The 24,737-nt window shown below is 56.8% G+C and carries 20 protein-coding genes; 9 read left to right on the top strand and 11 right to left on the bottom strand.

Annotation, left to right across the window (positions count from 1 at the left end; translation table 11 throughout):
• Positions 1 to 106 precede the first annotated feature (106 nt).
• Positions 107 to 2,386 (bottom strand): NADP-dependent oxaloacetate-decarboxylating malate dehydrogenase, encoded by a 2,280-nt coding sequence (maeB, locus tag CKK19_RS03705; RefSeq protein ID WP_058647009.1) that lies wholly within the window; start codon positions 2,384 to 2,386, stop codon positions 107 to 109.
• Between the two features lie 286 nt (positions 2,387 to 2,672).
• Here maeB and tal point away from each other — a divergent pair, with 286 nt between their 5' ends.
• Positions 2,673 to 3,623 carry a transaldolase gene (gene tal / locus CKK19_RS03700; protein WP_022648959.1) on the top strand — a complete coding sequence of 317 codons (951 nt, stop codon included), beginning with the start codon at positions 2,673 to 2,675 and terminating at the stop codon, positions 3,621 to 3,623.
• Positions 3,624 to 3,642: 19 nt separating this feature from the next.
• Positions 3,643 to 5,631 carry a transketolase gene (gene tkt, locus CKK19_RS03695; RefSeq protein WP_063853404.1) on the top strand — a complete coding sequence of 663 codons (1,989 nt, stop codon included), beginning with the start codon at positions 3,643 to 3,645 and terminating at the stop codon, positions 5,629 to 5,631.
• An 80-nt stretch (positions 5,632 to 5,711) separates the two neighbouring features.
• On the opposite strand, the gene CKK19_RS03690 is transcribed toward tkt, so the two are convergent.
• The 3 genes from CKK19_RS03690 to aegA form a co-directional block, all read right to left on the bottom strand.
• Positions 5,712 to 6,755, bottom strand: a complete 1,044-nt coding sequence (locus tag CKK19_RS03690) for a DUF1176 domain-containing protein (protein WP_023300667.1) — start codon at positions 6,753 to 6,755, stop codon at positions 5,712 to 5,714.
• A 109-nt stretch (positions 6,756 to 6,864) separates the two neighbouring features.
• Entirely contained in the window at positions 6,865 to 7,455 is a 591-nt protein-coding gene (gene nudK, locus CKK19_RS03685) for a GDP-mannose pyrophosphatase NudK (RefSeq protein WP_022648962.1), read from the bottom strand.
• A 67-nt stretch (positions 7,456 to 7,522) separates the two neighbouring features.
• Entirely contained in the window at positions 7,523 to 9,499 is a 1,977-nt protein-coding gene (gene aegA, locus CKK19_RS03680; RefSeq protein ID WP_074174382.1) for a formate-dependent uric acid utilization protein AegA, read from the bottom strand.
• A 152-nt stretch (positions 9,500 to 9,651) separates the two neighbouring features.
• Between aegA and narQ the strand changes: the two genes are divergently transcribed.
• Together narQ and acrD are read left to right on the top strand one after the other, a co-directional pair.
• Positions 9,652 to 11,346, top strand: coding sequence for a nitrate/nitrite two-component system sensor histidine kinase NarQ (gene narQ / locus CKK19_RS03675; RefSeq protein WP_063853402.1), 1,695 nt, complete (start codon positions 9,652 to 9,654; stop codon positions 11,344 to 11,346).
• A gap of 141 nt (positions 11,347 to 11,487) precedes the next feature.
• Positions 11,488 to 14,601, top strand: coding sequence for a multidrug efflux RND transporter permease AcrD (acrD, locus tag CKK19_RS03670; protein WP_063853401.1), 3,114 nt, complete (start codon positions 11,488 to 11,490; stop codon positions 14,599 to 14,601).
• 109 nt (positions 14,602 to 14,710) lie between these two features.
• Here the strand turns inward: acrD and ypfM are convergent, their stop codons facing one another.
• On the bottom strand, positions 14,711 to 14,770 hold the full coding sequence (ypfM, locus tag CKK19_RS03665) for a protein YpfM (RefSeq protein WP_100181659.1): 60 nt from the start codon (positions 14,768 to 14,770) through the stop codon (positions 14,711 to 14,713).
• A gap of 387 nt (positions 14,771 to 15,157) precedes the next feature.
• On the opposite strand from ypfM, the gene CKK19_RS03660 reads away from it, so the two are divergent.
• From CKK19_RS03660 to CKK19_RS03650, 3 genes are read left to right on the top strand one after another with little or no spacing between them, the layout of a single operon-like run.
• Positions 15,158 to 15,514, top strand: a complete 357-nt coding sequence (locus tag CKK19_RS03660; RefSeq protein ID WP_045309148.1) for an ArsC family reductase — start codon at positions 15,158 to 15,160, stop codon at positions 15,512 to 15,514.
• A gap of 3 nt (positions 15,515 to 15,517) precedes the next feature.
• Positions 15,518 to 16,645: a succinyl-diaminopimelate desuccinylase gene (gene dapE / locus CKK19_RS03655; protein WP_022648967.1), complete on the top strand. Its 1,128-nt coding sequence runs from the start codon at positions 15,518 to 15,520 to the stop codon at positions 16,643 to 16,645.
• A 24-nt stretch (positions 16,646 to 16,669) separates the two neighbouring features.
• A complete protein-coding gene (locus tag CKK19_RS03650; protein ID WP_000383991.1) occupies positions 16,670 to 16,867 on the top strand; it encodes a YpfN family protein in 198 nt (65 codons plus the stop codon).
• Positions 16,868 to 16,905: 38 nt separating this feature from the next.
• Here CKK19_RS03650 and ypfH read toward each other — a convergent pair whose 3' ends face one another.
• From ypfH to dapA, 6 genes are all read right to left on the bottom strand, one after another.
• A complete protein-coding gene (gene ypfH, locus CKK19_RS03645; protein WP_022648968.1) occupies positions 16,906 to 17,601 on the bottom strand; it encodes an esterase in 696 nt (231 codons plus the stop codon).
• Positions 17,602 to 17,674: 73 nt separating this feature from the next.
• A complete protein-coding gene (locus CKK19_RS03640; protein ID WP_063853399.1) occupies positions 17,675 to 19,621 on the bottom strand; it encodes a tRNA(Met) cytidine acetyltransferase TmcA in 1,947 nt (648 codons plus the stop codon).
• Positions 19,621 to 20,490 (bottom strand): neutral zinc metallopeptidase, encoded by an 870-nt coding sequence (locus tag CKK19_RS03635; RefSeq protein WP_022648970.1) that lies wholly within the window; start codon positions 20,488 to 20,490, stop codon positions 19,621 to 19,623. The genes CKK19_RS03640 and CKK19_RS03635 overlap by 1 nt, the downstream gene beginning before the upstream one ends.
• Positions 20,491 to 20,610: 120 nt before the next feature.
• Positions 20,611 to 21,324, bottom strand: a complete 714-nt coding sequence (purC, locus tag CKK19_RS03630) for a phosphoribosylaminoimidazolesuccinocarboxamide synthase (RefSeq protein ID WP_001171626.1) — start codon at positions 21,322 to 21,324, stop codon at positions 20,611 to 20,613.
• Positions 21,325 to 21,433: 109 nt separating this feature from the next.
• Positions 21,434 to 22,468 (bottom strand): outer membrane protein assembly factor BamC, encoded by a 1,035-nt coding sequence (gene bamC, locus CKK19_RS03625; RefSeq protein ID WP_063853398.1) that lies wholly within the window; start codon positions 22,466 to 22,468, stop codon positions 21,434 to 21,436.
• A 16-nt stretch (positions 22,469 to 22,484) separates the two neighbouring features.
• Positions 22,485 to 23,363, bottom strand: coding sequence for a 4-hydroxy-tetrahydrodipicolinate synthase (gene dapA / locus CKK19_RS03620; RefSeq protein WP_003860542.1), 879 nt, complete (start codon positions 23,361 to 23,363; stop codon positions 22,485 to 22,487).
• A gap of 145 nt (positions 23,364 to 23,508) precedes the next feature.
• On the opposite strand from dapA, the gene CKK19_RS03615 reads away from it, so the two are divergent.
• The gene (locus CKK19_RS03615; RefSeq protein WP_046619006.1) at positions 23,509 to 24,078 is read left to right on the top strand and encodes a glycine cleavage system transcriptional repressor; all 570 of its coding nucleotides are present in this window, start codon (positions 23,509 to 23,511) and stop codon (positions 24,076 to 24,078) included.
• On the top strand, positions 24,078 to 24,548 hold the full coding sequence (bcp, locus tag CKK19_RS03610) for a thioredoxin-dependent thiol peroxidase (protein ID WP_022648972.1): 471 nt from the start codon (positions 24,078 to 24,080) through the stop codon (positions 24,546 to 24,548). The genes CKK19_RS03615 and bcp overlap by 1 nt, the downstream gene beginning before the upstream one ends.
• Positions 24,549 to 24,737: the final 189 nt, after the last annotated feature.

Here is a 24,737-nt window from a genome sequence, read left to right as displayed (position 1 = left end):
CCTCACCCCGGCCCTCTCCCCAAAGGGGCGAGGGTGAAAAGACGGCTCAGAGCAGCCCCCTCTCCCCTATGGGGAGAGGATTAGGGTGAGGGGCGAGGGCAATAAATTACAGCGGCTGCGTCTGCGCCTCAACCACCGCCAGCGCCACCATGTTGACGATACGACGCACGGAGGCAATCGGCGTTAACACATGTACCGGTTTTGACACCCCCATCAGTACCGGCCCGACGGTCACACCTTCAGAACTCGACACGCGCAGCAGGTTGTAGCTGATACGCGCCGCTTCCACGTTAGGCATAATCAGCACGTTCGCCGAGCCTTTCAGCGGGCTGTCCGGCATACGTTCATTACGAATACTCTCCACCAGCGCGGCGTCGCCGTGCATCTCGCCGTCGATCATCAGCTCCGGCGCACGCTCGCGCACCAGGTCCAGCGTCTGGCGCATTTTGCACGCCGCCGCGGATTTGGATGACCCGAAGTTTGAGTGCGACAGCAGCGCCACTTTCGGCTCGATACCAAAGCGGCGCACGGTTTCCGCCGCCATCACGGTGATTTCCGCCAGTTCGTCCGGGGAGGGATCGTCGTTGACGTAGGTATCGGCGATAAAGGTGTTACCGCTTGGCAGCAGCAGCGCGTTCATTGCGCCGGCAGTATGGACGCCCTCGCGATAGCCGAAGATCTCCTGTACCACGCTGAAATGCTCATGGTACTCGCCGATGGTGCCGCAGATCAGCGCATCCGCCTCACCGCGATGAACCATGATCGCGCCGATCACCGTGGTGTTGCTGATCACCGCCCGCTGCGCCTGCTCCTGGGTGATCCCGCGACGCTTCATGATCGAATAGTATTCGTTCCAGTACTCTTTGAAGCGCGGATCGGATTCGTTGTTAACGATCTCAAAGTCCACGCCCGGCTTTATTTGCAGGCCGAGCTTCTGAATACGCATCTCGATCACGCTCGGACGACCAATCAGGATCGGTTTCGCCAGCCCTAAGGTGATCAGCTCCTGCGTGGCATGCAGCACGCGCGCCTCTTCCCCTTCCGCCAGCACCACGCGCTTCGCGTCGGCGCGCGCCTGGGAGAAGATCGGCTTCATAAACAGGTTGGTTTTGTAAACGAACTCGGTGAGCTTATCGACGTACGCGTCGAAATCCTGAATCGGACGCGTCGCCACGCCGGAGTCCATCGCCGCTTTGGCCACCGCTGGCGCGATCTTCACGATCAGACGCGGGTCAAATGGTTTAGGGATGATGTAGTCGGGGCCGAAGCTCAGATCCTGATCGCCGTAGGCGGAGGCCACCACTTCGCTCTGCTCGGCGTGCGCCAGCTCTGCGATAGCATGAACGGCAGCCAGCTTCATCTCTTCGTTGATCGCCGTGGCGCCGACGTCCAGCGCCCCGCGGAAGATGAACGGGAAGCAGAGCACGTTGTTCACCTGGTTCGGGTAGTCCGAACGTCCGGTGCAGATGATAGCGTCTTCACGCACCGCCTTCGCCAGCGGCGGCAGAATTTCCGGCTCCGGGTTCGCCAGGGCCAGGATCATTGGCGCGCGCGCCATCTTCTGCACCATCTCCTGGGTCAGCACTTTCGGGCCTGAACAGCCGAGGAAAATGTCAGCACCGTCAATCACGTCTTCAAGCGTGCGCTTGCCGTCGTCTTCCACCGCATAGGCCGCCTTGGTTTCCGCCATGTTTGGCTCGCGGTCTTTGTAGATCACGCCCTTGGAGTCGCAGACCACAATATTGTGCTTCTGCATGCCCAGCGCCACCAGCAGGTTCATACAGGCGATGGCCGCGGCGCCTGCGCCGGAGACCACCATGCGCACGTCGGAGAGATTTTTCTCTACCACGCGCAGGCCGTTAAGAATGGCGGCGGTACTGATAATCGCCGTGCCGTGCTGGTCGTCATGGAACACGGGAATGTTCATACGCTCGCGCAGCTTCTGCTCGATATAGAAACATTCCGGCGCTTTGATGTCTTCCAGGTTGATGCCGCCGAAGGTCGGCTCCAGCGCCGCCACCACGTTGATGAATTTATCCGGATCCAGTTCGTCCACTTCGATATCGAAGACGTCGATACCGGCAAATTTCTTAAACAGAACGCCCTTCCCTTCCATCACCGGCTTACCAGCCAGCGCACCGATGTTCCCTAACCCCAGCACCGCCGTACCGTTAGAGATAACGGCCACCAGGTTGCCGCGCGCGGTGTATTTGTACGCTGCCAGCGGATCTTTTTCGATTTCCAGGCACGGAGCAGCCACGCCCGGCGAGTAGGCCAGCGCCAGATCGCGCTGGGTCGCCAGCGGTTTGGTCGGGGATACCTGGATTTTACCCGGAACAGGAAACTCGTGAAAATCGAGAGCGCTTTGTTTTAACTGATCATCCATCTTGTTATTCCTTTCACGTTTCGGTCAAAAAGGGTGATGTCGACGTTCCTATGCACACCCTGGTGTGCCGCATAGTATCGCCGCAGGCAGGCTCCTAAACTTTGAAGGCTGCCAAACTCTCACCATTGCAGAATAAAAATTGTTATCAATTTATAACAGCCATGTTACCCGTCTCAGAAAGCAATGCCTCCCCCGTCTGCTATGCTTTTTTGTTAAGTCCATCATGATTTTCTCAGAAGTGTGAACTAACGCACTCGACTAACTCTTTTATTTCCAAGGAGTAATTATGAACCAGCTAGACGGCATCAAACAATTTACCACCGTGGTTGCAGACAGCGGCGACATCGAGTCGATTCGTCACTACCAGCCGGAAGACGCGACCACCAATCCCTCTCTGCTACTCAAGGCGGCCGGTCTTGCGCACTTTAGTCACCTGATTGATGACGCCCTTGCCTACGGCAAACAGCGCGGGAAAACGCAGGAACAGCAGGTCGCCGAAGCCAGCGACAAGCTGGCGGTCAATATCGGTGCGGAAATTCTTAAAAGCATACCGGGGCGCGTCTCTACCGAAGTGGACGCCCGCCTCTCGTTCGACCAGGAAAAAAGCATTAACAAGGCCCGCCGCATAGTGGAACTCTACCAGGAGCAGGGGATCGATAAGTCACGCATTCTGATCAAGCTTGCGTCTACCTGGGAAGGCATCCGCGCGGCGGAAGTGCTGGAGAAAGAGGGGATCCACTGCAACCTGACGCTACTGTTCTCCTTCGCCCAGGCGCGTGCCTGCGCCGAAGCGGGCGTGTTCCTGATTTCACCGTTTGTCGGGCGTATCTACGACTGGTATCAGGCGAAACAGCCAATGGATCCGTACGTGGTGGAAGAAGATCCTGGCGTAAAATCGGTGCGTAATATCTACGATTATTACAAGCAGCATCGCTACGAGACCATCGTGATGGGGGCCAGCTTCCGCCGCACCGAGCAGATCCTGGCGCTCGCGGGCTGTGACCGTCTGACCATCTCTCCTGACCTGCTGAAAAAGCTTCAGGAGAGTGAAGAGACGGTGATCCGCAAGCTGGTACCGACCTCTACCGTTCTGCCAAAACCGAAACCCATGACCGAAGCGGAATTCCGCTGGGAGCACAATCAGGATCCAATGGCCGTGGAAAAACTGGCAGATGGCATCCGCCAGTTCGCCGTCGACCAGCGCAAACTCGAAGATCTCCTCGCCGCCAAACTTTAACCTTGCCACGGAGTGAACTATGTCCCGTAAAGAGCTCGCCAACGCCATTCGCGCCCTCAGCATGGATGCCGTACAAAAAGCCAATTCCGGCCACCCTGGCGCCCCCATGGGTATGGCTGATATTGCCGAAGTGCTGTGGAACGACTTCCTGAAGCACAACCCGACCGATCCGACCTGGTACGATCGCGACCGTTTTATTCTCTCCAACGGTCACGCCTCGATGCTGCTCTACAGCCTGCTGCACCTTTCCGGCTACGACCTGCCGCTTGAGGAGTTAAAAAACTTCCGCCAGCTGCACTCCAAAACGCCGGGCCACCCGGAGATCGGCTATACGCCGGGTGTTGAAACCACTACCGGCCCGCTGGGCCAGGGGCTGGCGAATGCCGTCGGCCTGGCGATTGCAGAGCGTACGCTGGCCGCGCAGTTCAACCAGCCCGACCACGAGATTGTCGATCACTACACCTATGTCTTTATGGGTGATGGCTGCCTGATGGAGGGGATCTCCCACGAGGTCTGCTCGCTGGCGGGCACCCTGGGGCTGGGCAAGCTGATTGGCTTCTACGATCACAACGGCATCTCCATTGACGGGGAAACCGAGGGCTGGTTTACCGACGACACGGCAAAACGCTTTGAAGCCTATCACTGGCACGTGGTGCACGAAATCGACGGTCACGATCCTGAGGCGGTGAAAAAAGCGATTCAGGAAGCGCAGAGCGTAAAGGACAAACCGTCCCTGATCGTCTGCCGCACCACCATCGGCTTCGGCTCGCCGAACAAAGCGGGTAAAGAAGAGGCGCACGGCGCGGCGCTGGGTGAAGAGGAAGTGGCGCTGACCCGCCAGAAACTGGGCTGGAAACACCCGGCCTTTGAGATCCCAAAAGAGATCTACAGGGCCTGGGATGCTCGCGAAACAGGTGAAAAAGCGCAGCAGGCCTGGAACGAGAAGTTTGCTGCCTACAAAAAAGCGTATCCGGAGCTGGCGGCCGAATTTAACCGCCGCATGAGCGGTGGCCTGCCGGAAGACTGGGAAGAGAAAACTCAGGCGCTGATTGAAAACCTGCAATCTAGCCCGGCGAAAATTGCCACCCGTAAGGCGTCACAAAACACCCTGAACGCGATTGGCCCTGTCCTGCCCGAACTGCTGGGCGGCTCGGCGGATCTGGCGCCAAGTAACCTCACCATCTGGTCTGGCTCTAAATCCCTGAAGGAAGACATTGCCGGAAACTATATCCACTACGGCGTGCGCGAGTTCGGGATGACCGCCATTGCCAACGGTATCGCCCACCATGGCGGCTTCGTGCCGTACACCGCCACCTTCCTGATGTTTGTCGAATATGCCCGTAACGCGGCGCGTATGGCGGCCCTGATGAAGGCGCGGCAAATCATGGTGTATACCCACGACTCCATCGGACTGGGTGAAGATGGGCCGACGCACCAGGCGGTAGAGCAGCTGGCGAGCCTGCGCCTGACGCCAAACTTCAGTACCTGGCGTCCGTGCGATCAGGTTGAAGCGGCTGTGGGCTGGAAGCTGGCCGTAGAGCGCCATAACGGACCCACAGCGCTGATCCTGTCGCGCCAGAACCTGGCGCAGATCGAGCGCACGCCGGAGCAGGTGAAAAATATCGCCCGCGGCGGGTACATCCTGAAAGACAGCGGCGGTAAGCCGGACGTGATCCTGATTGCCACCGGTTCAGAGGTGGAAATCACGGTAAAAGCGGCCGAGAAACTGACCGCCGAGGGTCACGCGGTGCGCGTGGTTTCCCTGCCTTCAACGGATATCTTTGATGCCCAGGATGAGGCATACCGCGAATCGGTGCTGCCTTCAAACGTCGCGGCGCGCGTGGCGGTTGAAGCTGGCATTGCCGACTACTGGTACAAATATGTGGGTCTGAAAGGGGCGATTGTCGGCATGAAGGGTTACGGTGAATCCGCCCCGGCCGATAAGCTGTTCCCGTACTTCGGCTTTACCGTTGAGAACGTGGTGGAGAAGGCGCTGAGCGTGCTGTAGTGCAGTCTTCGTGCCCGGTGGCGGCTACGCCTTACCGGGCCTACAAATCGTAAAACGTAGGCCCGGTAAGCGACAGCGCCCTACCTTGTGATCCACAGCGTGGGCCAGGCATCTGGCCCATTCCAGTTATCGCAGCTTGGCTCTTCCGCGTAGCGCACCAGGCGGAAGCGCTGGCCGTTAAAACGCCAGCGGGTCTGGATCCCACAGTCGCCAATCCCGCGTCCCAGTGCCAGCGTGGTCAGCTCGCGCGTTTTTTCATCGAAGCTGGCATTCATCAGCTCCATGTCGCTACTCTGGCTGGAAGGGGTAAACGGCAGGCGCAATCTCACGCTTCTGGCAGCAAACGGTTTTTTACGCGACACCAGCCATGCCAGATCGACGGTGTTGTACGCCCCCGCCTCACAGCTGATGATCATCAGCGCTTTGTCATCGGTCAATGCGGTCACGCGCACTTCACGTCGGTTCGGATCGAGGGAGCACTGGCTGTGGTTCATGCGCCAGGTACCGTAATCCAGCAGATCGTTAAGTTCGTTATGCGTCAGCGGCGTTGGCGTGGGGTTCACCACTGCCACCTTTTTTAATGCCGGCGCAGGCGGCACGCTCAGCGGTGGACTATCCCCTTTTTTAATCCATGCCGTTTCACTTCCGACGCGTTTTTGCTGGGCATCAATAAACAGCAGCGCCGCTTTCAGACCGGCCAGAGAGATTGTCTGCTTCCCCCCGCGCAGGGTCAGCGCCTGCCCTTCCTGAATGGTTTTCAGAAACGTGGTGATGGTGCCCGTATCGTCTGTTTTAAGATGCCAGGGGGTTAACTGCCAGTGTTGCGACGTGAGCTGAAGCGGCACATTGTCGAGCAGCAGGCGCGGGGCAATGTCAGGCTCTTTCACCGGAGGCGTCGAAAGACCGCCGAGATCGATGCGCAGGCTGGCGTCCGTTTTTGCTCCCGCACTGCGGCTCAGCGTCATGACCAGACCGCGATGCTCGCCGGTGTTGCGCGCTACGCAGAAATTCTGGTTATTGCAGGTCACCTGCCAGTCTGAAAAAGACTGCTGCGCAGGCGCAGCCCACACCAAAGGTGCGGGAAGCACGCAAATGAAGAAGAGAAGAAAAACGCAGTAGCGCATGAACGGCACAGCCCCGGAAACGAATAGGTCAATCTGGGGCGTATCTTCGTGCCCTGGGCGGGCTGGCTCAATCGGATTTATCGGATAGATTTATCTGAAATACAACTTATCACGCTACCGACGCAGCATTCATCAAACCGCTGGTTTGCAGATACTGCAACAGGATCACCGCTTTACCGTCGCGGATCTCGCCGCTTTTCACCATGTCGACAGCCTGAGCGAAAGGCATTTCCAGCACTTCAATGTCTTCATCGTCCACGCCACCGCCCCGGTGCGTGCGCTGGGCATCGGTGTACTCCGCAATGAAGAAGTGAACCAGCTCGGTAACCCCGCCAGGGGACATAAACAGCTCAAAGACTTTCTGCACCGCCCCCACCTCAAAGCCCGTCTCTTCAATGGCTTCTTTGCGGATACACACTTCCGGCTCATCGTCGTCCAGCAGACCTGCACAGGTTTCAATCAGACGTCCGTCCGCGTTGCCATTGACCCATGTCGCGATGCGAAACTGGCGGATCAGCACCACGCTTTGCTTTTCACGGTTATACAGCAGAATGGTTGCACCATTGCCCCGGTCGTAGACTTCGCGTTTATGGCGAATGACGTCCCCGCTCTTACGGGTGAGATCGTAAGTGATGTTACGCAGGACAAAGTAATTTTCAGAAAGGATTTTGTCTTTAATAACGGTAATGTTCAGGGACATACGGGCTCCACGGCAAAATGAGTCTGTTTATACTACGCCGTGATGCCCGCTTTGTCGCCCGTCTGCGTTAATGCATGTTGCGCGGCGGCACGCCAAGCCAGTCCATGATCCCCTGCGCGGCATGGCGCCCTTCCGCCATCGCGGTGACCACCAGATCTGCACCGCGTACCGCATCACCGCCAGCAAAAATCTGCGGATTCGAGGTCTGGTAACGATAACGGCTCTCCACGGAGGCCCTGATGCGCCCCCAGTCGTCGGTGTCGACGCCCTGCGCCTGAAGCCACGGCATGGCGTGCGGATTAAACCCAAACGCCATGATCACCGCATCCGCTGGCATGACAAACTCACTGCCCGCCACCGGGACAGGACGACGCCGCCCCTGCGCATCCGGCTCGCCCAGACGGGTGCGCAGCATCCGGATACCCTTGACCTTCCCGTCGTCATCCAGCGTGAGCTCAACCGGCTGGACATTAAATTCAAACGCCGCGCCCTCTTCTTTCGCGTTTTTAACCTCTTTCTTTGAGCCCGGCATGTTGGCCTCGTCCCGCCGATAGGCGCAGGTTACTTTCGCCGCGCCATGTCGCAGCGCGGTGCGCACGCAGTCCATCGCCGTATCGCCCCCGCCCAGCACCACCACGTTTAACCCCTGCGTGTCGATAAACGGCTCGTCTGCGGCAGGGTCAAGACCCATCACGTTCCGCGTATTTGCCACTAAAAACGGCAGCGCGTCGTACACGCCCGGCGCGTCTTCATGAGGGATACCTGCTTTCATGGAACGATAGGTCCCTACGCCGATGAACAGGGCATCGTAGTCGTTTTGCAGTTGGACCATCGACACGTCTTTTCCCACCTCGCAGTTCAGCTCGAAGCGGATACCCATCGCGCTGAATATCTCTCTGCGCCGCGCTAACAGGGATTTATCCAGCTTGAAGGCCGGAATACCAAAGGTCAGCAATCCGCCGATTTCTGGATGGCGATCGTAGACCGTCACACCGATGCCGCTGCGCACCAGTACGTCGGCACAGGCCAGCCCTGCCGGACCGGCACCAATGATGGCGACGCGCTTACCGACCGGTGTAACGTGGCTGACGTCCGGCGTCCAGCCCATCGCCAGCGCCCGATCCGAGATATATCGTTCGATATTACCGATGGTTACCGCCCCTGACGCATCCCGCAGGGTGCAGGCGCCTTCACATAATCGATCCTGTGGACAGACGCGGCCGGTAATTTCCGGTAAACAGTTAGTCTGGTGAGAAAGCTCAGCCGCACCGATGATATCCCCCGCCCTGATCCGCTCAATCCACTGCGGAATATGGTTATGCAGCGGGCAGGTCCACTCGCAAATGCTGTGGTCGCCACATTTCAGGCACCGGGATGCTTCGCGCTGCGCCTGTTCCGGGCGAAACGGCAAGTAGATCTCGTTAAAATGGCCGGCGCGCGCGTCGGGGCTGAGCTTATCCGGCTCACCGCGCGCCGGGGTATTTTGCATCTGTTGCCGTTTGGTTTGCGGAGGGACTGACTGAACCGCCTCGCTGTGCCACGGCAGCGCGTCCAGCCTTGCGCTGCGCTGTCGGCGCTGTTTAACCAGCTTATCCAGCACGGCTGGGGTGGCGAGCGTAAGCACCTCCGCCGGGCAGTTTTCAACGCAGGCCGGGCCTTGCGGCCTTTCCAGGCAGAGGTCGCATTTGTGCGCCGAGGCCTTTACGCTGTCGTTTTCAAGCGGGGTGATCAGCATGTCCATCGTGCCAAACGGGCAGGCCACCACGCAGGCTTTACAGCCGATGCATTTTTGTTGATTGACCTGTACGCTGTCGCTGTGTTGCGTGATGGCTCCGTTCGGGCAGCTTTGCGCGCAGGGCGCATTTTCACAGTGGTGGCAGGTCACTGGGCTTTTTCGCAAGCCAGAGGTAAGGACCGTAATGCGGGGATGAAAATGGCGCTCGCTCAGCGCGTGCTGCTCCCCGTTGTGCGCCATCACACAGGCAACTTCGCAGGCGCGACAACCGATACACTGTTGAGCGTTGGCCATAATAAAACGATTCATAACAACACCTGTTTTTGGTTCAATAACCTTATTCTTTCTATTGTTATCGTATTTACCCACAGCGGCATGGCGACGCAATGTTCAAATGCCCAGGAAGGCGAACTATTTCCAGTGAACCTGTGGCAGATCAATTTAATTCAGGAAGCTGATGAGTGACCGTTAAACGCCCCGTATCGGGAAGCCTGGCTCGGGCTTTCTTTTCGATGATTGTCTTGTCCGTTCTGATCAGCGCCATTGCGCTGGTTACACTCGCCAGCAGCCAGCGCGACGCCGAGGCGATTAACATCGCCGGATCGCTGCGCATGCAGAGCTACCGCCTGGGCTACGAAATGCAGCGCGCCAGCCCGTCACTGGCAGAGCACCGCGCGGTCTGGCAGAAAACGCTGAGCGCGCCTGCGTTGCAGAAGCTAAACCGCTGGTATGTGCCAGAGGACGTCAAACAGCGTTACCAGCAGTTGCAGCTTGGCTGGCAGGAGATGGACACGCGTATCGCCAGCGGCGATACCGGGTGGTATCAGAGCCACATAGAGGATTTCGTGGGCCGGATAGATGCCTTTGTGCTGGCGCTACAGCACTACACCGAACATAAGATACAGCTGGTGATTTTCATGTCGCTGACGGGCGGCCTGGGCATCCTGCTGCTGGCGGTGATGACCCTGCGGCGCATCCGCCGTCAGGTTGTGCTGCCGCTGAATAATCTGGTGGCAGCGAGCGAGCGTATCGAACAGGGGCAGTTCGATACCCCCGCGCCGGATATTATGCTTCCCAACGAGCTGGGCCAGCTTTCCCGCGCCTTCAACCATATGTCGGCGGAATTACACACCCTGTACCGTTCCCTGGAGCACTCCGTTGCCGAAAAAACCCGCCACCTGAATGAAGCGCATCAGCAGCTTGAAATGCTGTTCAAATGCTCACAGGCGTTGAATACCGGGCAGATAGACAGCCACTGCTTCCGGCATATTTTGCAAATTGTGCATGACTATACGCAGATGAATTACCTGCAATTGCGCACCAGTGACGACTGGCAGCTTTACGAAGGACAGGAGTCCCCGGGTGAGAAAATGCACAATTTACCGGTATTAATGCAGGACACCCTGTACGGCGAACTGCGCTGGCAAAGCGCGACCGGGGATGTTCCGCTGCCGCTCATGGAAAGCGTGGCGACGATGCTGGGCCGGGGGCTCTATTTCAATCAGGCGCAGAAACATTATCAGCAGTTGCTGCTGATGGAAGAGCGCGCCACCATCGCGCGCGAGTTGCATGATTCGCTGGCGCAGGTGCTCTCCTATTTGCGTATTCAGCTTACGCTGCTGAAGCATGCCGTGCCGGGCGACAATGCCCCGGCGCAGACCATCATTACGGACTTCTCCCGCGAGCTGAATAACGCCTGGCATCAGCTACGCGAGCTGCTCACCACCTTCCGCCTGACGCTCAACCACGCCAATCTTCCTGCCGCGCTACAGGAGTCTCTCGACGGTTTGCAAAGCCAGACCAGCGCGAAGCTGGTGCTCGACTGCCGTCTCTCATCGCTGGCACTGGACGCGCAAAAACAGGTGCACCTCTTACAGATTGTGCGTGAGGCAGTGCTGAATGCGATTAAACATGCCGACGCCAGCGAGATTGTGGTCAGCTGCGTCACCACCGCGGACGGTACTCACACGGTCACGATCCGTGACAACGGTATTGGTATCGGCGACGCCAGTGAACCGCCGGGGCATTACGGGCTGAATATCATGCGCGAACGCGCGGGACGGCTCGGCGGAACATTACACTTTTCTCAGCCGCCACAGGGCGGTACACAGGTCAGCGTGACGTTCCGGACACCTACGGCGCAGGCTGAAAAATAGCGGGAAAGAAGGCGCGCTGAAAAAAGCGCATGATAATTTACATTATCTCCTTTATTTCTCCACGTTTGACCTGGGCCTTACCGCTAAAGTTAGGCGGGCAATAAACAATAATGACGTGCAGCAAAACGAGGTCACATTTTAATGGCGAATTTTTTCATCGATCGCCCCATTTTTGCCTGGGTGCTAGCAATCCTGTTGTGTCTGACGGGTGTCCTGGCGATTACTTCCCTTCCTGTTGAGCAATACCCCGACCTCGCCCCCCCTAACGTGCGTATCACGGCGAACTACCCTGGCGCCTCGGCACAGACGCTGGAAAATACCGTCACGCAGGTTATCGAGCAGAACATGACGGGTCTTGATAACCTGATGTACATGTCCTCGCAGAGCAGCGCCACGGGCCAGGCGACGGTAACCCTGAGCTTTACGGCGGGCACGGATCCGGACGAAGCGGTGCAGCAGGTGCAAAACCAGCTGCAATCGGCCCTGCGTAAACTGCCTCAGGCGGTGCAGAACCAGGGGGTGACCGTGCGTAAGACCGGTGACACCAATATTTTGACCATCGCGTTTGTTTCAACCGATGGCTCGATGGATAAGCAGGACATCGCGGACTACGTCGCCAGTAATATTCAGGACCCGCTCAGCCGTATCAACGGCGTGGGTGATATCGACGCCTACGGCTCGCAGTATTCCATGCGTATCTGGCTGGATCCCAACAAGCTGAACAGCGTGCAGATGACCGCCAAAGATGTCACCGACGCTATCGAATCGCAGAACGCTCAGATTGCCGTGGGGCAGCTCGGTGGTACGCCGTCCGTGGATAACCAGGCGCTTAACGCCACCATCAACTCCCAGTCGCTGCTCCAGACGCCTGAACAGTTCCGCAATATTACTCTGCGCGTGAATCAGGATGGTTCCGAAGTGCGTCTGGGGGATGTCGCCACAGTGGAAATGGGGGCGGAAAAATATGACTACCTGAGTCGCTTTAACGGCAATGCCGCGTCCGGCCTGGGGGTGAAACTGGCCTCCGGTGCCAACGAAATGGCGACCGCGCAGCGGGTATTAGAGCGTCTGGATGAGCTGTCGCATTACTTCCCGCACGGACTGGAGTACAAAGTCGCCTACGAAACCACCTCATTCGTAAAAGCCTCCATCGAAGATGTGGTGAAAACCCTGCTCGAAGCTATCGCGCTGGTGTTCCTCGTGATGTACCTGTTCCTGCAAAACTTCCGCGCCACGCTGATCCCCACCATTGCGGTGCCGGTGGTGTTGCTGGGAACCTTTGCGGTGCTGTATGCCTTCGGTTACAGCATCAACACCCTGACCATGTTTGCCATGGTGCTGGCCATCGGCCTGCTGGTAGATGATGCCATCGTGGTGGTGGAAAACGTCGAGCGCATCATGAGCGAGGAAGGGCTTTCGCCCCGCGAGGCCACGCGTAAATCGATGGGGCAAATTCAGGGTGCGCTGGTCGGTATCGCCATGGTGCTGTCGGCGGTATTTATCCCGATGGCGTTTTTTGGCGGCACTACGGGCGCGATTTATCGCCAGTTCTCGATCACCATCGTCTCTGCGATGGTGCTCTCCGTACTGGTGGCGATGATCCTTACCCCTGCTCTGTGCTCGACGCTGCTCAAACCGCTGCATAAGGGCGAACACCACGGTCTAAAAGGCTTCTTCGGCTGGTTTAACCGCATGTTTAACCGAAATGCGGCGCGCTATGAAGCGGGCGTGGGTAAAGTACTGCACCGCAGCGTGCGCTGGATGGTGGTCTATGTCCTGCTGCTCGGCGGCATGGTCTTCTTATTCCTGCGGCTGCCAACCTCGTTCCTGCCGCTGGAAGATCGCGGCATGTTTATCACCTCCGTACAGTTACCGAGCGGCTCGACCCAGCAGCAGACCCTGAAAGTGGTGCAGAAGGTTGAGAACTACTTCCATACTCAGGAGAAGGATAACGTGGTCTCCGTCTTCTCCACCGTCGGCTCTGGCCCTGGCGGTAACGGGCAGAACGTGGCGCGTATGTTTGTGCGCCTGAAAGACTGGGACCAGCGCGACAGCGATAGCGGCTCCTCCTTTGCCATCATTGAACGTGCAACTAAAGCGTTCAACAAAATCAAGGAAGCGCGCGTTTTCGCCAGCAGCCCGCCCGCTATCAGTGGCCTGGGCAGCTCAGCCGGATTTGATATGGAGCTTCAGGATCACGCGGGTGCCGGGCATGACGCGTTGATGGCAGCTCGCGATAAACTGCTCGAGCTGGCCGGGAAAGAGCCGCAGCTTACCCGCGTTCGTCATAACGGTCTGGATGACAGCCCTCAGCTACAGGTGGATATCGACCAGCGTAAAGCGCAGGCGCTGGGCGTCTCCATCGACGACATTAACGACACCCTGCAAACGGCATGGGGCTCAAGCTACGTGAATGACTTTATGGATCGCGGTCGCGTGAAAAAGGTCTACGTTCAGTCTGCTGCCAAATACCGCATGCTGCCGGACGATATCAACCGCTGGTATGTGCGCAATAACACCGGTGGCATGGTGCCGTTCTCGGCGTTTGCGACGTCACGCTGGGAGACCGGTTCGCCGCGTCTGGAGCGTTACAACGGCTATTCGGCGCTGGAGATTGTCGGTGAAGCCGCGCCTGGCGTCAGTACCGGTACCGCAATGGACATTATGGAAAAACTGGTTCAGCAGTTACCGACCGGCTTTGGCCTGGAGTGGACGGCGATGTCCTACCAGGAACGGCTTTCCGGCGCGCAGGCGCCTGCCCTGTATGCCCTGTCGCTGCTGGTGGTGTTCCTCTGCCTGGCGGCGCTGTATGAAAGCTGGTCAGTGCCGTTCTCGGTAATGCTGGTGGTGCCTCTCGGGGTCATCGGCGCGCTGCTGGCAACCTGGATGCGTGGCCTGGAAAACGATGTCTATTTCCAGGTCGGACTCCTCACCGTAATCGGATTGTCGGCGAAAAACGCCATTCTGATCGTCGAATTTGCCAATGAGATGAATGCCAAAGGTCACGAACTGATGGCCGCCACGCTGCACGCCTGTCGTCAGCGCCTGCGCCCGATCCTGATGACTTCTCTGGCGTTTGTGTTTGGCGTCCTGCCGATGGCCACCAGCTCCGGCGCAGGCTCCAGCAGCCAGCACGCGGTGGGAACGGGCGTTATGGGGGGAATGATTTCCGCGACGATTCTGGCTATCTATTTCGTACCGCTGTTCTTTGTGCTGATACGCCGTCGTTTCCCGCTGAAGGATAAGCCGGAATAACCCGTTGAAATAAAAAAGGCGGCTTTACAGGCCGCCTTTTTATTGTGTGATTCTTTCACACTATGGTTATTTTAGTTAATTAAGTGCTCTTGCATTTCTTACCGGAAATTCATTTACGAAGCATGCCTTCGATAAAATCTTTCCAGTTCCCCAGTTCATGTTCAATCATAACAACCTCTCTTATTATTATGTGCATTCTACGAAAACGTATCATCATTGTGAAGCCACTTTAACCGATTGCTGTGATTGAGCCTCGCTGTGCAGGTAGGTTTAGGATCACTATGAGCGTTGACGGGTAAATTTTATGTGACCTACAGCAATATTTTGAAATAGTCAGAAAAATGACAGCATTTTTAATTTCCCCCTGAGTTTATTGGCAATTTATACAGAGTGGACAACTATGCTTAAAAGATGGAACACTATTCAGCGTACAGCTGTTCGTTGAATTATGGAGAATTGTAAATCACGAAAAATTCCGAATATGTTATATTCCACTTAAGGATATATCTTCGAAAATATTGAACATTTAATCCACACAAGAACAAAAGGATTCACTATGGTTGTGATGTACGGCATTAAGAATTGCGATACGATTAAAAAAGCCCGCCGCTGGCTGGAAGCACACAACATCGACTATCGCTTCCATGATTACCGTGCCGACGGGCTTGACCCCGCGTTTCTCCATTCCGCCATCAATGAACTGGGCTGGGAAGCGCTGCTGAACACCCGCGGGACCACCTGGCGAAAACTGGATGAATCTCTCCGGGCCACGATCAACAACGCCGACAGCGCAGCCAAACTGATGCTTGAAATGCCGGCAATCATCAAACGCCCATTGCTCTGCAAGCCAGGTCAGCCTATGCTGCTGGGTTTCAGTGAAACCCTTTATTCAGATTTATTCGTTGAGGTGTAGTCTATGTCATGCCCGGTCATTGAGCTGACTCAGCAGCTTATTCGCCGTCCTTCCCTTAGCCCGGACGACGCAGGTTGTCAGGCATTAATGATTGAACGCCTGCGTGCCATCGGTTTTACCGTCGAGCACATGGATTTTGGCGATACGCAGAACTTCTGGGCATGGCGCGGTCAGGGGGAGACGCTGGCGTTTGCCGGACATACCGACGTAGTTCCCGCAGGCGACGCAGACCGCTGGATCAACCCGCCTTTTGAGCCAACCATCCGCGACGGCATGCTTTTCGGACGCGGCGCTGCGGATATGAAAGGTTCCCTGGCTGCGATGGTGGTGGCGGCAGAGCGTTTCGTCGCCCAGCATCCGAACCATAAAAACCGTCTTGCGTTTTTGATTACCTCCGATGAAGAAGCCAGCGCCCACAACGGCACCGTGAAGGTCGTTGAGGCGCTGATGGCGCGCAATGAACGTCTGGACTACTGTCTGGTGGGCGAACCGTCCAGCACCGAAGTGGTGGGCGATGTGGTGAAAAATGGCCGCCGTGGATCCCTGACCTGCAATTTGACCATTCATGGCGTGCAGGGCCACGTTGCCTATCCGCACCTGGCGGATAACCCGGTACACCGCGCCGCGCCGATGCTGAACGAACTGGTGGGCATTGAATGGGATAAAGGCAACGAATTTTTCCCGCCAACCAGCATGCAAATAGCCAACATCAAGGCCGGCACCGGCAGCAACAACGTCATTCCCGGCGATCTCTTCGTCCAGTTTAACTTCCGCTTCAGCACCGAACTGACCGACAAGATGATCAAAGCACGCGTGATTGCGCTGCTCGAAAAATACCAGCTGCGCTATACCCTCGACTGGTGGCTGTCTGGCCAGCCGTTCCTGACGCAGCGCGGTAAACTGGTGGATGCGGTAGTGAACGCCATCGCGCACTATAATGAGATTAAGCCACAGCTGCTGACAACGGGCGGCACGTCTGACGGACGCTTTATCGCCCGCATGGGCGCACAGGTTGTCGAACTGGGTCCGGTTAACGCGACGATTCACAAAATTAATGAATGCGTGAACGCTGCCGATTTACAACTGCTGGCCCGCATGTATCAACGTATTATGGAGCAGCTCGTCGCCTGACGGGTGCTTAAAGAGGATTAGCGAATGGACTGGCTTTCAAAGTACTGGTGGATTCTGGTGTTGGTATTTCTGGTAGGCGTGCTGCTTAACGTGATTAAAGATCTCAAGCGCGTTGACCACAAAAAGTTCCTTGCCAACAAACCGGATCTTCCGCCGCACCGTGATTTTAACGACAAGTGGGACGATGAAGACGACTGGCCGAAGAAGGACCAGAAGAAGTAATCGCTCTGTTTCCCCTCTCCCTAAGGAGAGGGGAAACCTCACATAAACTCGACGATATCATCGTCATTCGGCTTACCGCCGCTGAGCGCTTCATCAAAGTAGTGCTTCGGTACGGTATAACGCAGATGATCGAGCGCGAACTGCATGCTGCGATCGTCAATGGCATGCCCCAGATCGTCCACGATATCCAGCGTCACATCCCCGCCCTCGCGCATCAGCGTATCCTGGGCAGCTACCGCATGCGAAAGCTCAATTACCCGGTCTTCACCCCCATGAATGAGATGGATCGTGGTCTGCGTGGTCGCGCTTTGCGGTAACGTCGCAAAACGCCCATTGAAGGCAATCACGCGGGACACCAGTCCGGGCTGCGCTTTTACGCTTTCCAGCGACATGATTGAGCCCTGAGAGAAGCCAATCAGCGCTGTTGCATTGGCACCTACGCCGCTCTGCTGCTGCCAGTAACGCACGGTATTGATAAAGGCTGGCATAACGGCATCAATACGTGCCTGACGATTTTCCTCCGTCACGCCCTCGACGGAAAACCACTGCCGCCCGTCCGGACCGCAGGGCTCCACGCCGCCGATACTGACGATCAGCGCGTGTGGGAAAACGGGTGCAAACCAGCTGCCAATCTGTCCCATATTGACGGCATTGTCGCCCACGCCATGAAACAGAAGTAGTAGCTGTTTAGCAGGTGTATCCGGGCTTTGCACAACAAAATGGTCATGTTTCATGGCGATCTCCTTAATTGTTAAGCAGGATTTTACGCCTCTGCGGGGTAATGACCATGCCACTTTACTGAAGAAGTCATTGAAAAAATTGCCATTGCAAAATGTCGGCTTTCAGCCGCTGGCTACGAGAGTAATCAAGCCTTTCAAGCGCGTGAGCGGTTTCCTCGCGTAGCTTCGCCAGCAACGCTTTGCGCCCGAAATCGTGCGTATTCCCTTCCATTTTCCCACGCAGCGCCGGGAGCGGCATATCCACGGCTAACAACAATCGCGTTAGCGCCGCAACCGAGGTTGAAAACGCCCGGTGCGCAAAGGCAAACCCCGCCAGCTCCAGCCAGTCGTCACTATTAAGGGTAGCTTCCCATGCATCCATCACCGGGATCTTTTCGCCATTCCAGGCCGACAGGACCCGCATATCACGACATAAACGCTGATGCGCCTCTTCGCAGAGCTGATGCCCCGCCTCGCTCAGCGGCAGCAACGCCATCGCCGTATAGCACCCGCTGCTGGCCTCCCGGTGGCTGCCCATTCGCACCAGCACAAACCCGCACTGCCGCCAGAAACGCCACAGCTCGTCGGTATAGCCAAAGCTGACCGAGAGATAATCTTCTCCGCTGGCACTGCGGATCAGCCCCTGGCCGATGCCTTCCCGCTGGCGATGAGGATGAACCGCAATACGGCTGACGCGTCGGCCTTTCAGCGTCGCCGCGAGAGGCGATCCGCCGTGGGCAGCCAGCGACTGTGCCACCAGATTTCCACGCGGCCGACGAAACCCCGCCCACACCGCGCGACTAAGCTCTGGGGATAAGCCGCCCTCCTCCACCAGCCAGAGAGCACCGGCGAGGGTTGAGTCGGTTTCAGCAACGGTAAAATGCTGTCCCGGCGCGTCCATCATCCGGCGTAAATCGAGGGGGGACGTCCGGTAGTGCGCGGCACACAGCAGTTCATACACGCCTGCCCCGCGCGCCGGATCGCTCTCCCACACCCCGGGCTCCAGCGACGTTAAACTTACCTCCCCTGCCGGTTTGCGATCGATAAGCGCATCGTCGAACAGCAGCGCGTTCGCCACGATTCGCTCAAGAGGACATCCGGCAGCCCAGCGTACAGGAGTTGATAAGGTATATCGCCGCAGACCGCTGAACCGGGCGCAGAACTTCAGCAGGAATCCCCTGCCCGTGCCTTCATAACCCTGCACCGTAGTGGTCAACAACACGCGGGAAAAGCGCATCGTCAGTTTCTCGAGCAGCGGGCCGGGGATGGCGGCCGCCTCATCGACAATCAGCCAGTCAGCTTCTGTTGTGGAGGCCAGCAGCGCATCCGGGGCCATAAAGTGAAAATGTTCCCGGGCGAAACGCGCGATGACATCCGTCGCCCCTTTTGCCGGTGCGGTCACTACAGCACTACCCTGAATGCCGTTGAGCAACATGCCCGCCAGGGCGGACTTTCCTCGTCCGCGCGGGGCCGTCACGGCAGCCACGCCAGCAGGCATGGTCAGAAGCGCATCGAGGATCGCAGCCTGCTCGCGCTGCGGTTCACCGCTGGCGGGCTGCCAGGCGGGTAAATCTGGCGCAACGGGAAGGCACGGCGGACGATGTTGATGCCAGACGATAGCATCTGAATCGGCGGCCAGCGTCCGGCAAAAATGGTAAACAAAGTGCGGGGTGGCGATCGGCTCTGCGCTGTCGCTCCAGCGTAGAGAATCCGCGTCGGGCCTGTTAGCCCAGACGGAGAACGGCGGCACCAGCAGCACCAGAAGGCTTCCGGCGCGCAGGGTCCCGCTGAGGGCGGCGAAGGCCGAGACGTCAAACCCGCGACGCGCGTCAAAAACGGCGTGCAGATATTCACGTCCCAGCAGGCCGCTGATGGCCTTAGAGGGCTTTTCCTCCAGCCACAGCCAGTCTCCTGGTAACGTATCGCGCAGGATGGTCGCCTGGCTCAACGTCCACGCTTCATCGCCGCTAAGCACCACCAGCCGGCGGTGCCCGGTACGCTGAAGCTGGTTAACCAGCTGTTCAACCCCCAACATCACATAGCTTTGCCGAAGGTATTACACTGCGACGGGTTGCCGCTGTCAAAGCCACGCTTAAACCAGCTGTAGCGCTGCTCTGAGGTGCCATGGGTAAAGCTGTCCGGCACAACGCGCCCCTGGCTTTGCTGCTGCAAGCGATCGTCACCAATCGCCTGTGCGGCATTCAGGGCCTCTTCCAGATCGCCTGTTTCCAGCACGCCCTGCTGCTGCATGCTGTGTCCCCAGACGCCAGCGAAGCAGTCGGCCTGAAGCTCCATGCGTACGGAGAGATGATTCACCTCCGCCTGAGACGCATTCTGCTGCATCTGACGCACTTTAGGTTCAATGCCGAGGAGCTTCTGCACATGGTGGCCGACTTCATGCGCGATCACGTAGCCCTGGGCAAAATCGCCGTCGGCGCCCAGCTTGCTTTTCATGTCGTCATAGAAGGAGAGATCGATATAGACGGTGCTGTCCGCCGGGCAGTAGAACGGCCCCATAACGGACTGCCCGGTGCCGCAGCCCGTGCGGGTTGCTCCCCGGTACATCACCAGTTTTGGCGGCTGATAAGTCCGCCCCATTTTCTCGAACTGCTGACCCCAGGTATCTTCAGTCGTCGCGAGAATAACGGAAGTAAATTTCGCCGCTTCATCTTCATTCGGGCTGATGGAGCGCTGAGAATACTGCTGCTGTTGCCCGGTTTCACCGGTCATCAAACCGGTCAGGTCGACACCGTAGTAGCCCGCTACCAGCACGACGACCAGCAGAATAATACCGCCCTTGCCGCTGGGTAACCGGAAACCTGGCCCGCCCATAGACGGACCACCGCCACCACTGCTGCGTCTGTCTTCTACGTTGTCACTTTCACGACGCCCTTGCCAGCGCATAAACACCTCGAACTATTCCATTTATAATAGCTATGATCGTAGGCGGTTAATGAAAGGATTACCATAGTAAACAAGGATAAGACGCCAAAGGATGCCAACATCCTTTGGCAAATGCGCAGTTTAGTCGAGCTTAACGCCTAAACGGTGAGCAACCGCTTCGTACGCTTCCACCACGCCACCCAGACTCTGGCGGAAACGGTCTTTGTCCATTTTATCCAGCGTCTCTTTGTCCCACAGGCGGCTGCCGTCAGGAGAGAACTCGTCGCCCAGCACCACTTCGCCTTTGTACAGACCGAACTCCAGCTTGAAGTCGACCAGGATCAGGCCCGCGTCATCAAACAGCTTTTTCAGCACGTCGTTGGCTTTGTAGGTCAGTTCCTGCATGCGCGCCAGGTTCTCTTTGCTGACCCAGCCGAAGGTTTCGCAGTAGGATTCGTTGACCATCGGGTCATGCATGGCGTCGTTTTTCAGGAACAGATCGAACAGCGGTGGATTCAGTTCGATACCCTCTTCAATGCCCAGACGCTTCACCAGGGAGCCTGCGGCACGGTTACGGATCACGCACTCAACCGGCACCATATCCAGTTTTTTTACCAGACATTCCGTATCGGACAACAACGCTTCCATCTGAGTCGGGATACCGGCTTCGGCCAGTTTGGTCATAATGAAGTGGTTGAACTTGTTGTTCACCATGCCCTTACGATCGAACTGCTCAATGCGTGCGCCGTCTCCTGCTGACGTATCATTGCGGAATTCGAGCACCAACAGATCCGGGTTTTCCGTGCTGTATACGGTTTTCGCTTTGCCACGATACAACTCAGCTTGCTTCTGCATCTTCATTACTCCTGGTGTGATGATTTGTATTCAAAACTGGCCATATTATGCCACGCACACGTTTGCGTGGCACGAAAATAAAAAGGGCTGGATTAACCAGCCCTCACTATTATTTGCTGAATGCGGCCTGGAAGGCAGCGACCAGCGCATCGTTCTGCGCCTGGGTCAGCGTGTGTCCTTTCGGATCGATAAACTGCAGGCTGCTGCGGTTATCGAGGTCGCCGACCTGGATTTTGTAGTCACCGGAAGGCAGCTGTGGATCGCTTGCCCCCAGCTCCTGCCAGGCACTTTCAGACAGCGGCTTATAGTTCGCTGTGATGCTGCCCGTTGAACGGGTGCTGTCGGTCACCTTCATGCCCACTTTTTCCAGCGTGGCTGGCAGACGCTGCCAGGTCTGGTTAAACGGCGCACGCACCACCAGCATTGGCAGGCCGGTATCGTCTGCACCGCTCTGCACGTCAAACGTTGAGCCGTTACGGTTCTGCGCGGCGTTTGCGGCATCAGCAGCGTTCTTATCCAGACCCGCTGCAATCACGTTCAGCATTTCGGTACTGTAGCGCTGCATGGCGGACGGATCGGCAACCGGTTTACCTGCCTGCTCAAGATTCAACAGCTTAACGGTAACCGCCTGCTGATAACCCTGCGGCTTAACGGAGACTTGATAACGACCACGATACTGCTGGTCTTCATCGAGACGGTTCCACTCAATCCAGTCGGTGGTTAAGGTCTGGCTGGCGTCGTCGCGTTTATCAATCGTATAGTTTTTCGACTGAATGACGCTCACAACCTGCGGCCACAGCGTGGTACCGCGTGCGCTTTCCACCAGCAGAGAAGCTGTATCACCGGTGAACTGCGTGCGCGCGCCACTCACCAGCGCCAGAGGCTGAGCTGGCGGACGAATATCGAGCGCTTTACCCACCAGGCCGCTGCCGTTGGTAACCGGAATATTATAATCACCGTTCTGGATCGGCAGGATCATGCCGGCAGGCGCGTGAAGTTCAGCAAGCGGCGGCGCATCCAGATAGGATTCATCACCGCTCACCTGGCGCTTGTAGCGCGAGTCTGAACTACAGGCAGCGAGGAGCATAACAAGCGAAACACCCGCAACCTTGGCCAGGCGCGACTTCTGTACTGAATAAGCCATCAAATCTCCCTAAACTTTACAGCAAACCGGCATGCTTCAGCGCGCCAGCGACAATTTCACGACCATGGTCGGTAATCGGTGTCATTGGCAGACGCAGCGTGTCGGTTGCTACAAGCCCCAACTCCTTACATGCCCATTTCACTGGGATCGGATTGGGTTCGACAAATAATTTATTATGCAACGGCATCAGACGCTGATTAATCACGCGAGCTTCATCAAAGTGACCGGCTGCGGCCAGTTTGCACATGTCAGCCATATCACGCGCCGCCACGTTCGCCGTCACGGAAATAACGCCGTTACCACCGAGCTGCATAAAGTCCAGTGCGGTCGCATCATCACCGCTCAACAGGATAAAGTCGTCTGAAACCAGCTCTTTGATCTGATGAACGCGGCTTAAGTTCCCTGTCGCCTCTTTAATCCCGATAATATTTTTTACTTTCGAGAGACGGCCAACGGTTTCCGGCAGCATATCGCAACCGGTACGGGACGGCACATTATACAGAATTTGTGGCAAGTCAGTATGTTCAGCGATGGCTTTGAAATGCTGGAACAAACCTTCCTGAGTTGGGCGGTTGTAGTAAGGGGTCACCGTCAGACAGCCAACAATGCCGCTGTCGTTAAAACGCTGAGTCAGGCTAATGGCCTCTGCCGTTGCGTTTGCGCCCGTACCCGCGATGACCGGAATACGCCCGTCCGCCAGTTCCAGGGTCAGCATCACAACGTCGCCGTGCTCTTCGTGGCTCAGCGTGGCGGATTCACCGGTAGTCCCTACCGAAACGATCGCCGAGGTTCCATTGGCGACATGGTAATCAATGAGCTTCTTCATGCTTGACCGGCAGACATTACCTTTTTCATCCATCGGTGTAACAAGCGCGACAATACTTCCCGTGAACATGAGCCATCCTCTGTGCGAACAAGAGCCTCAATGTTACGTTTGGAACTGTAATAAAAGCAAGCGACCTGAGGCTCTCAGGCGGTTGTATGCATGTTTTTTTTATGCTTTCCTTAGGAAGACTTAACCACGCAAAGGAAGAACAGGTTTGACAACCTCATCACAACATTACCTGGTTATCACTGCGCTGGGTGCTGACAGGCCGGGTATCGTGAATACCATCACTCGCCACGTGAGCAGCTGCGGCTGCAATATCGAAGACAGCCGGCTGGCTATGCTTGGCGAAGAGTTCACGTTCATCATGCTGCTTTCCGGAACATGGAATGCCATTACCCTCATCGAATCTACCCTGCCGCTGAAAGGCGCAGAGCTGGATTTACTGATTGTGATGAAGCGCACCACCGCGCGCCCGCGTCCGGCTCTGCCTGCCACAGTCTGGGTACAGGTTGAAGTGCCTGATTCACCTCATCTGATTGAACGTTTTACGGCACTGTTTGACAGCCATCAGATGAACATTGCCGAACTGGTTTCCCGCACGCAGCCTGGCGATGAACACGCCATCCCGACGCTGTTTATTCAAATTACCGCCCACAGCCCTGCCTCGCAGGATGCGTCAAATATCGAGCAAGCGTTCAAAGCCCTCTGTACAGAATTACACGCGCAAGGCAGTATAAGCGTCGTCGATTATTCGCAGCACGAACAGGATGGAGTTGAGTAATGAACCCACTGAAAGCCGGTGATATCGCACCGAAATTTAGCTTACCGGATCAAGACGGCGAGCAAGTAAATTTGACCGACTTCCAGGGACAGCGTGTTCTGGTCTATTTCTACCCGAAAGCCATGACCCCGGGCTGTACCGTACAGGCCTGCGGTTTACGCGACAACATGGATGAGTTGAAAAAGGTCGGTGTGGAAGTGCTGGGCATCAGCACCGATAAACCAGAGAAGCTGTCACGTTTTGCGGAAAAAGAGCTGCTGAACTTCACGCTGCTTTCCGATGAAGACCACCAGGTTTGCGAGCAGTTTGGCGTCTGGGGTGAGAAGTCCTTTATGGGCAAAACGTACGACGGTATTCACCGCATCAGCTTCCTGATTGACGCTGACGGTAAAGTTGAGCACGTGTTTGATGATTTCAAAACCAGCAACCACCACGACGTGGTGTTGAACTGGCTGAAACAAAGCGCCTGATAAACAGCAAAACGGCAACCCAGGTTGCCGTTTTTGGTGTTTGCCCCCTCTCCCCGTGGGCTGAGGGTTCCCCACAAATTAATGCGAGCACTGAGCAATCCCCTCACCCCTCCGGGGAGAGGGTTAGGGTGAGGGGAACATACGGCGGTGGTGGTCATTCCGTTCATTTTATGTTCCTTGCTACTCTGT

Origin of the sequence: Enterobacter sp. CCUG 70166 (assembly GCF_020224095.1) — a bacterium.
In the GTDB taxonomy this organism is placed as follows: domain Bacteria; phylum Pseudomonadota; class Gammaproteobacteria; order Enterobacterales; family Enterobacteriaceae; genus Enterobacter; species Enterobacter intestinihominis.
Note: the sequence above shows the minus strand (reverse complement) of the source record. Positions and strands in the feature narration are given on the sequence as shown.

Coding starts and splice junctions, on each gene's coding strand:
- maeB (WP_058647009.1), bottom strand. CDS start 2,386: ATGGATGATCAGTTAAAACAAAGCGCTCTCGATTTTCACGAGTTTCCT.
- tal (WP_022648959.1), top strand. CDS start 2,673: ATGAACCAGCTAGACGGCATCAAACAATTTACCACCGTGGTTGCAGAC.
- tkt (WP_063853404.1), top strand. CDS start 3,643: ATGTCCCGTAAAGAGCTCGCCAACGCCATTCGCGCCCTCAGCATGGAT.
- CKK19_RS03690 (WP_023300667.1), bottom strand. CDS start 6,755: ATGCGCTACTGCGTTTTTCTTCTCTTCTTCATTTGCGTGCTTCCCGCA.
- nudK (WP_022648962.1), bottom strand. CDS start 7,455: ATGTCCCTGAACATTACCGTTATTAAAGACAAAATCCTTTCTGAAAAT.
- aegA (WP_074174382.1), bottom strand. CDS start 9,499: ATGAATCGTTTTATTATGGCCAACGCTCAACAGTGTATCGGTTGTCGC.
- acrD (WP_063853401.1), top strand. CDS start 11,488: ATGGCGAATTTTTTCATCGATCGCCCCATTTTTGCCTGGGTGCTAGCA.
- CKK19_RS03660 (WP_045309148.1), top strand. CDS start 15,158: ATGGTTGTGATGTACGGCATTAAGAATTGCGATACGATTAAAAAAGCC.
- dapE (WP_022648967.1), top strand. CDS start 15,518: ATGTCATGCCCGGTCATTGAGCTGACTCAGCAGCTTATTCGCCGTCCT.
- CKK19_RS03650 (WP_000383991.1), top strand. CDS start 16,670: ATGGACTGGCTTTCAAAGTACTGGTGGATTCTGGTGTTGGTATTTCTG.
- ypfH (WP_022648968.1), bottom strand. CDS start 17,601: ATGAAACATGACCATTTTGTTGTGCAAAGCCCGGATACACCTGCTAAA.
- CKK19_RS03640 (WP_063853399.1), bottom strand. CDS start 19,621: ATGTTGGGGGTTGAACAGCTGGTTAACCAGCTTCAGCGTACCGGGCAC.
- CKK19_RS03635 (WP_022648970.1), bottom strand. CDS start 20,490: ATGCGCTGGCAAGGGCGTCGTGAAAGTGACAACGTAGAAGACAGACGC.
- purC (WP_001171626.1), bottom strand. CDS start 21,324: ATGCAGAAGCAAGCTGAGTTGTATCGTGGCAAAGCGAAAACCGTATAC.
- bamC (WP_063853398.1), bottom strand. CDS start 22,468: ATGGCTTATTCAGTACAGAAGTCGCGCCTGGCCAAGGTTGCGGGTGTT.
- dapA (WP_003860542.1), bottom strand. CDS start 23,363: ATGTTCACGGGAAGTATTGTCGCGCTTGTTACACCGATGGATGAAAAA.
- bcp (WP_022648972.1), top strand. CDS start 24,078: ATGAACCCACTGAAAGCCGGTGATATCGCACCGAAATTTAGCTTACCG.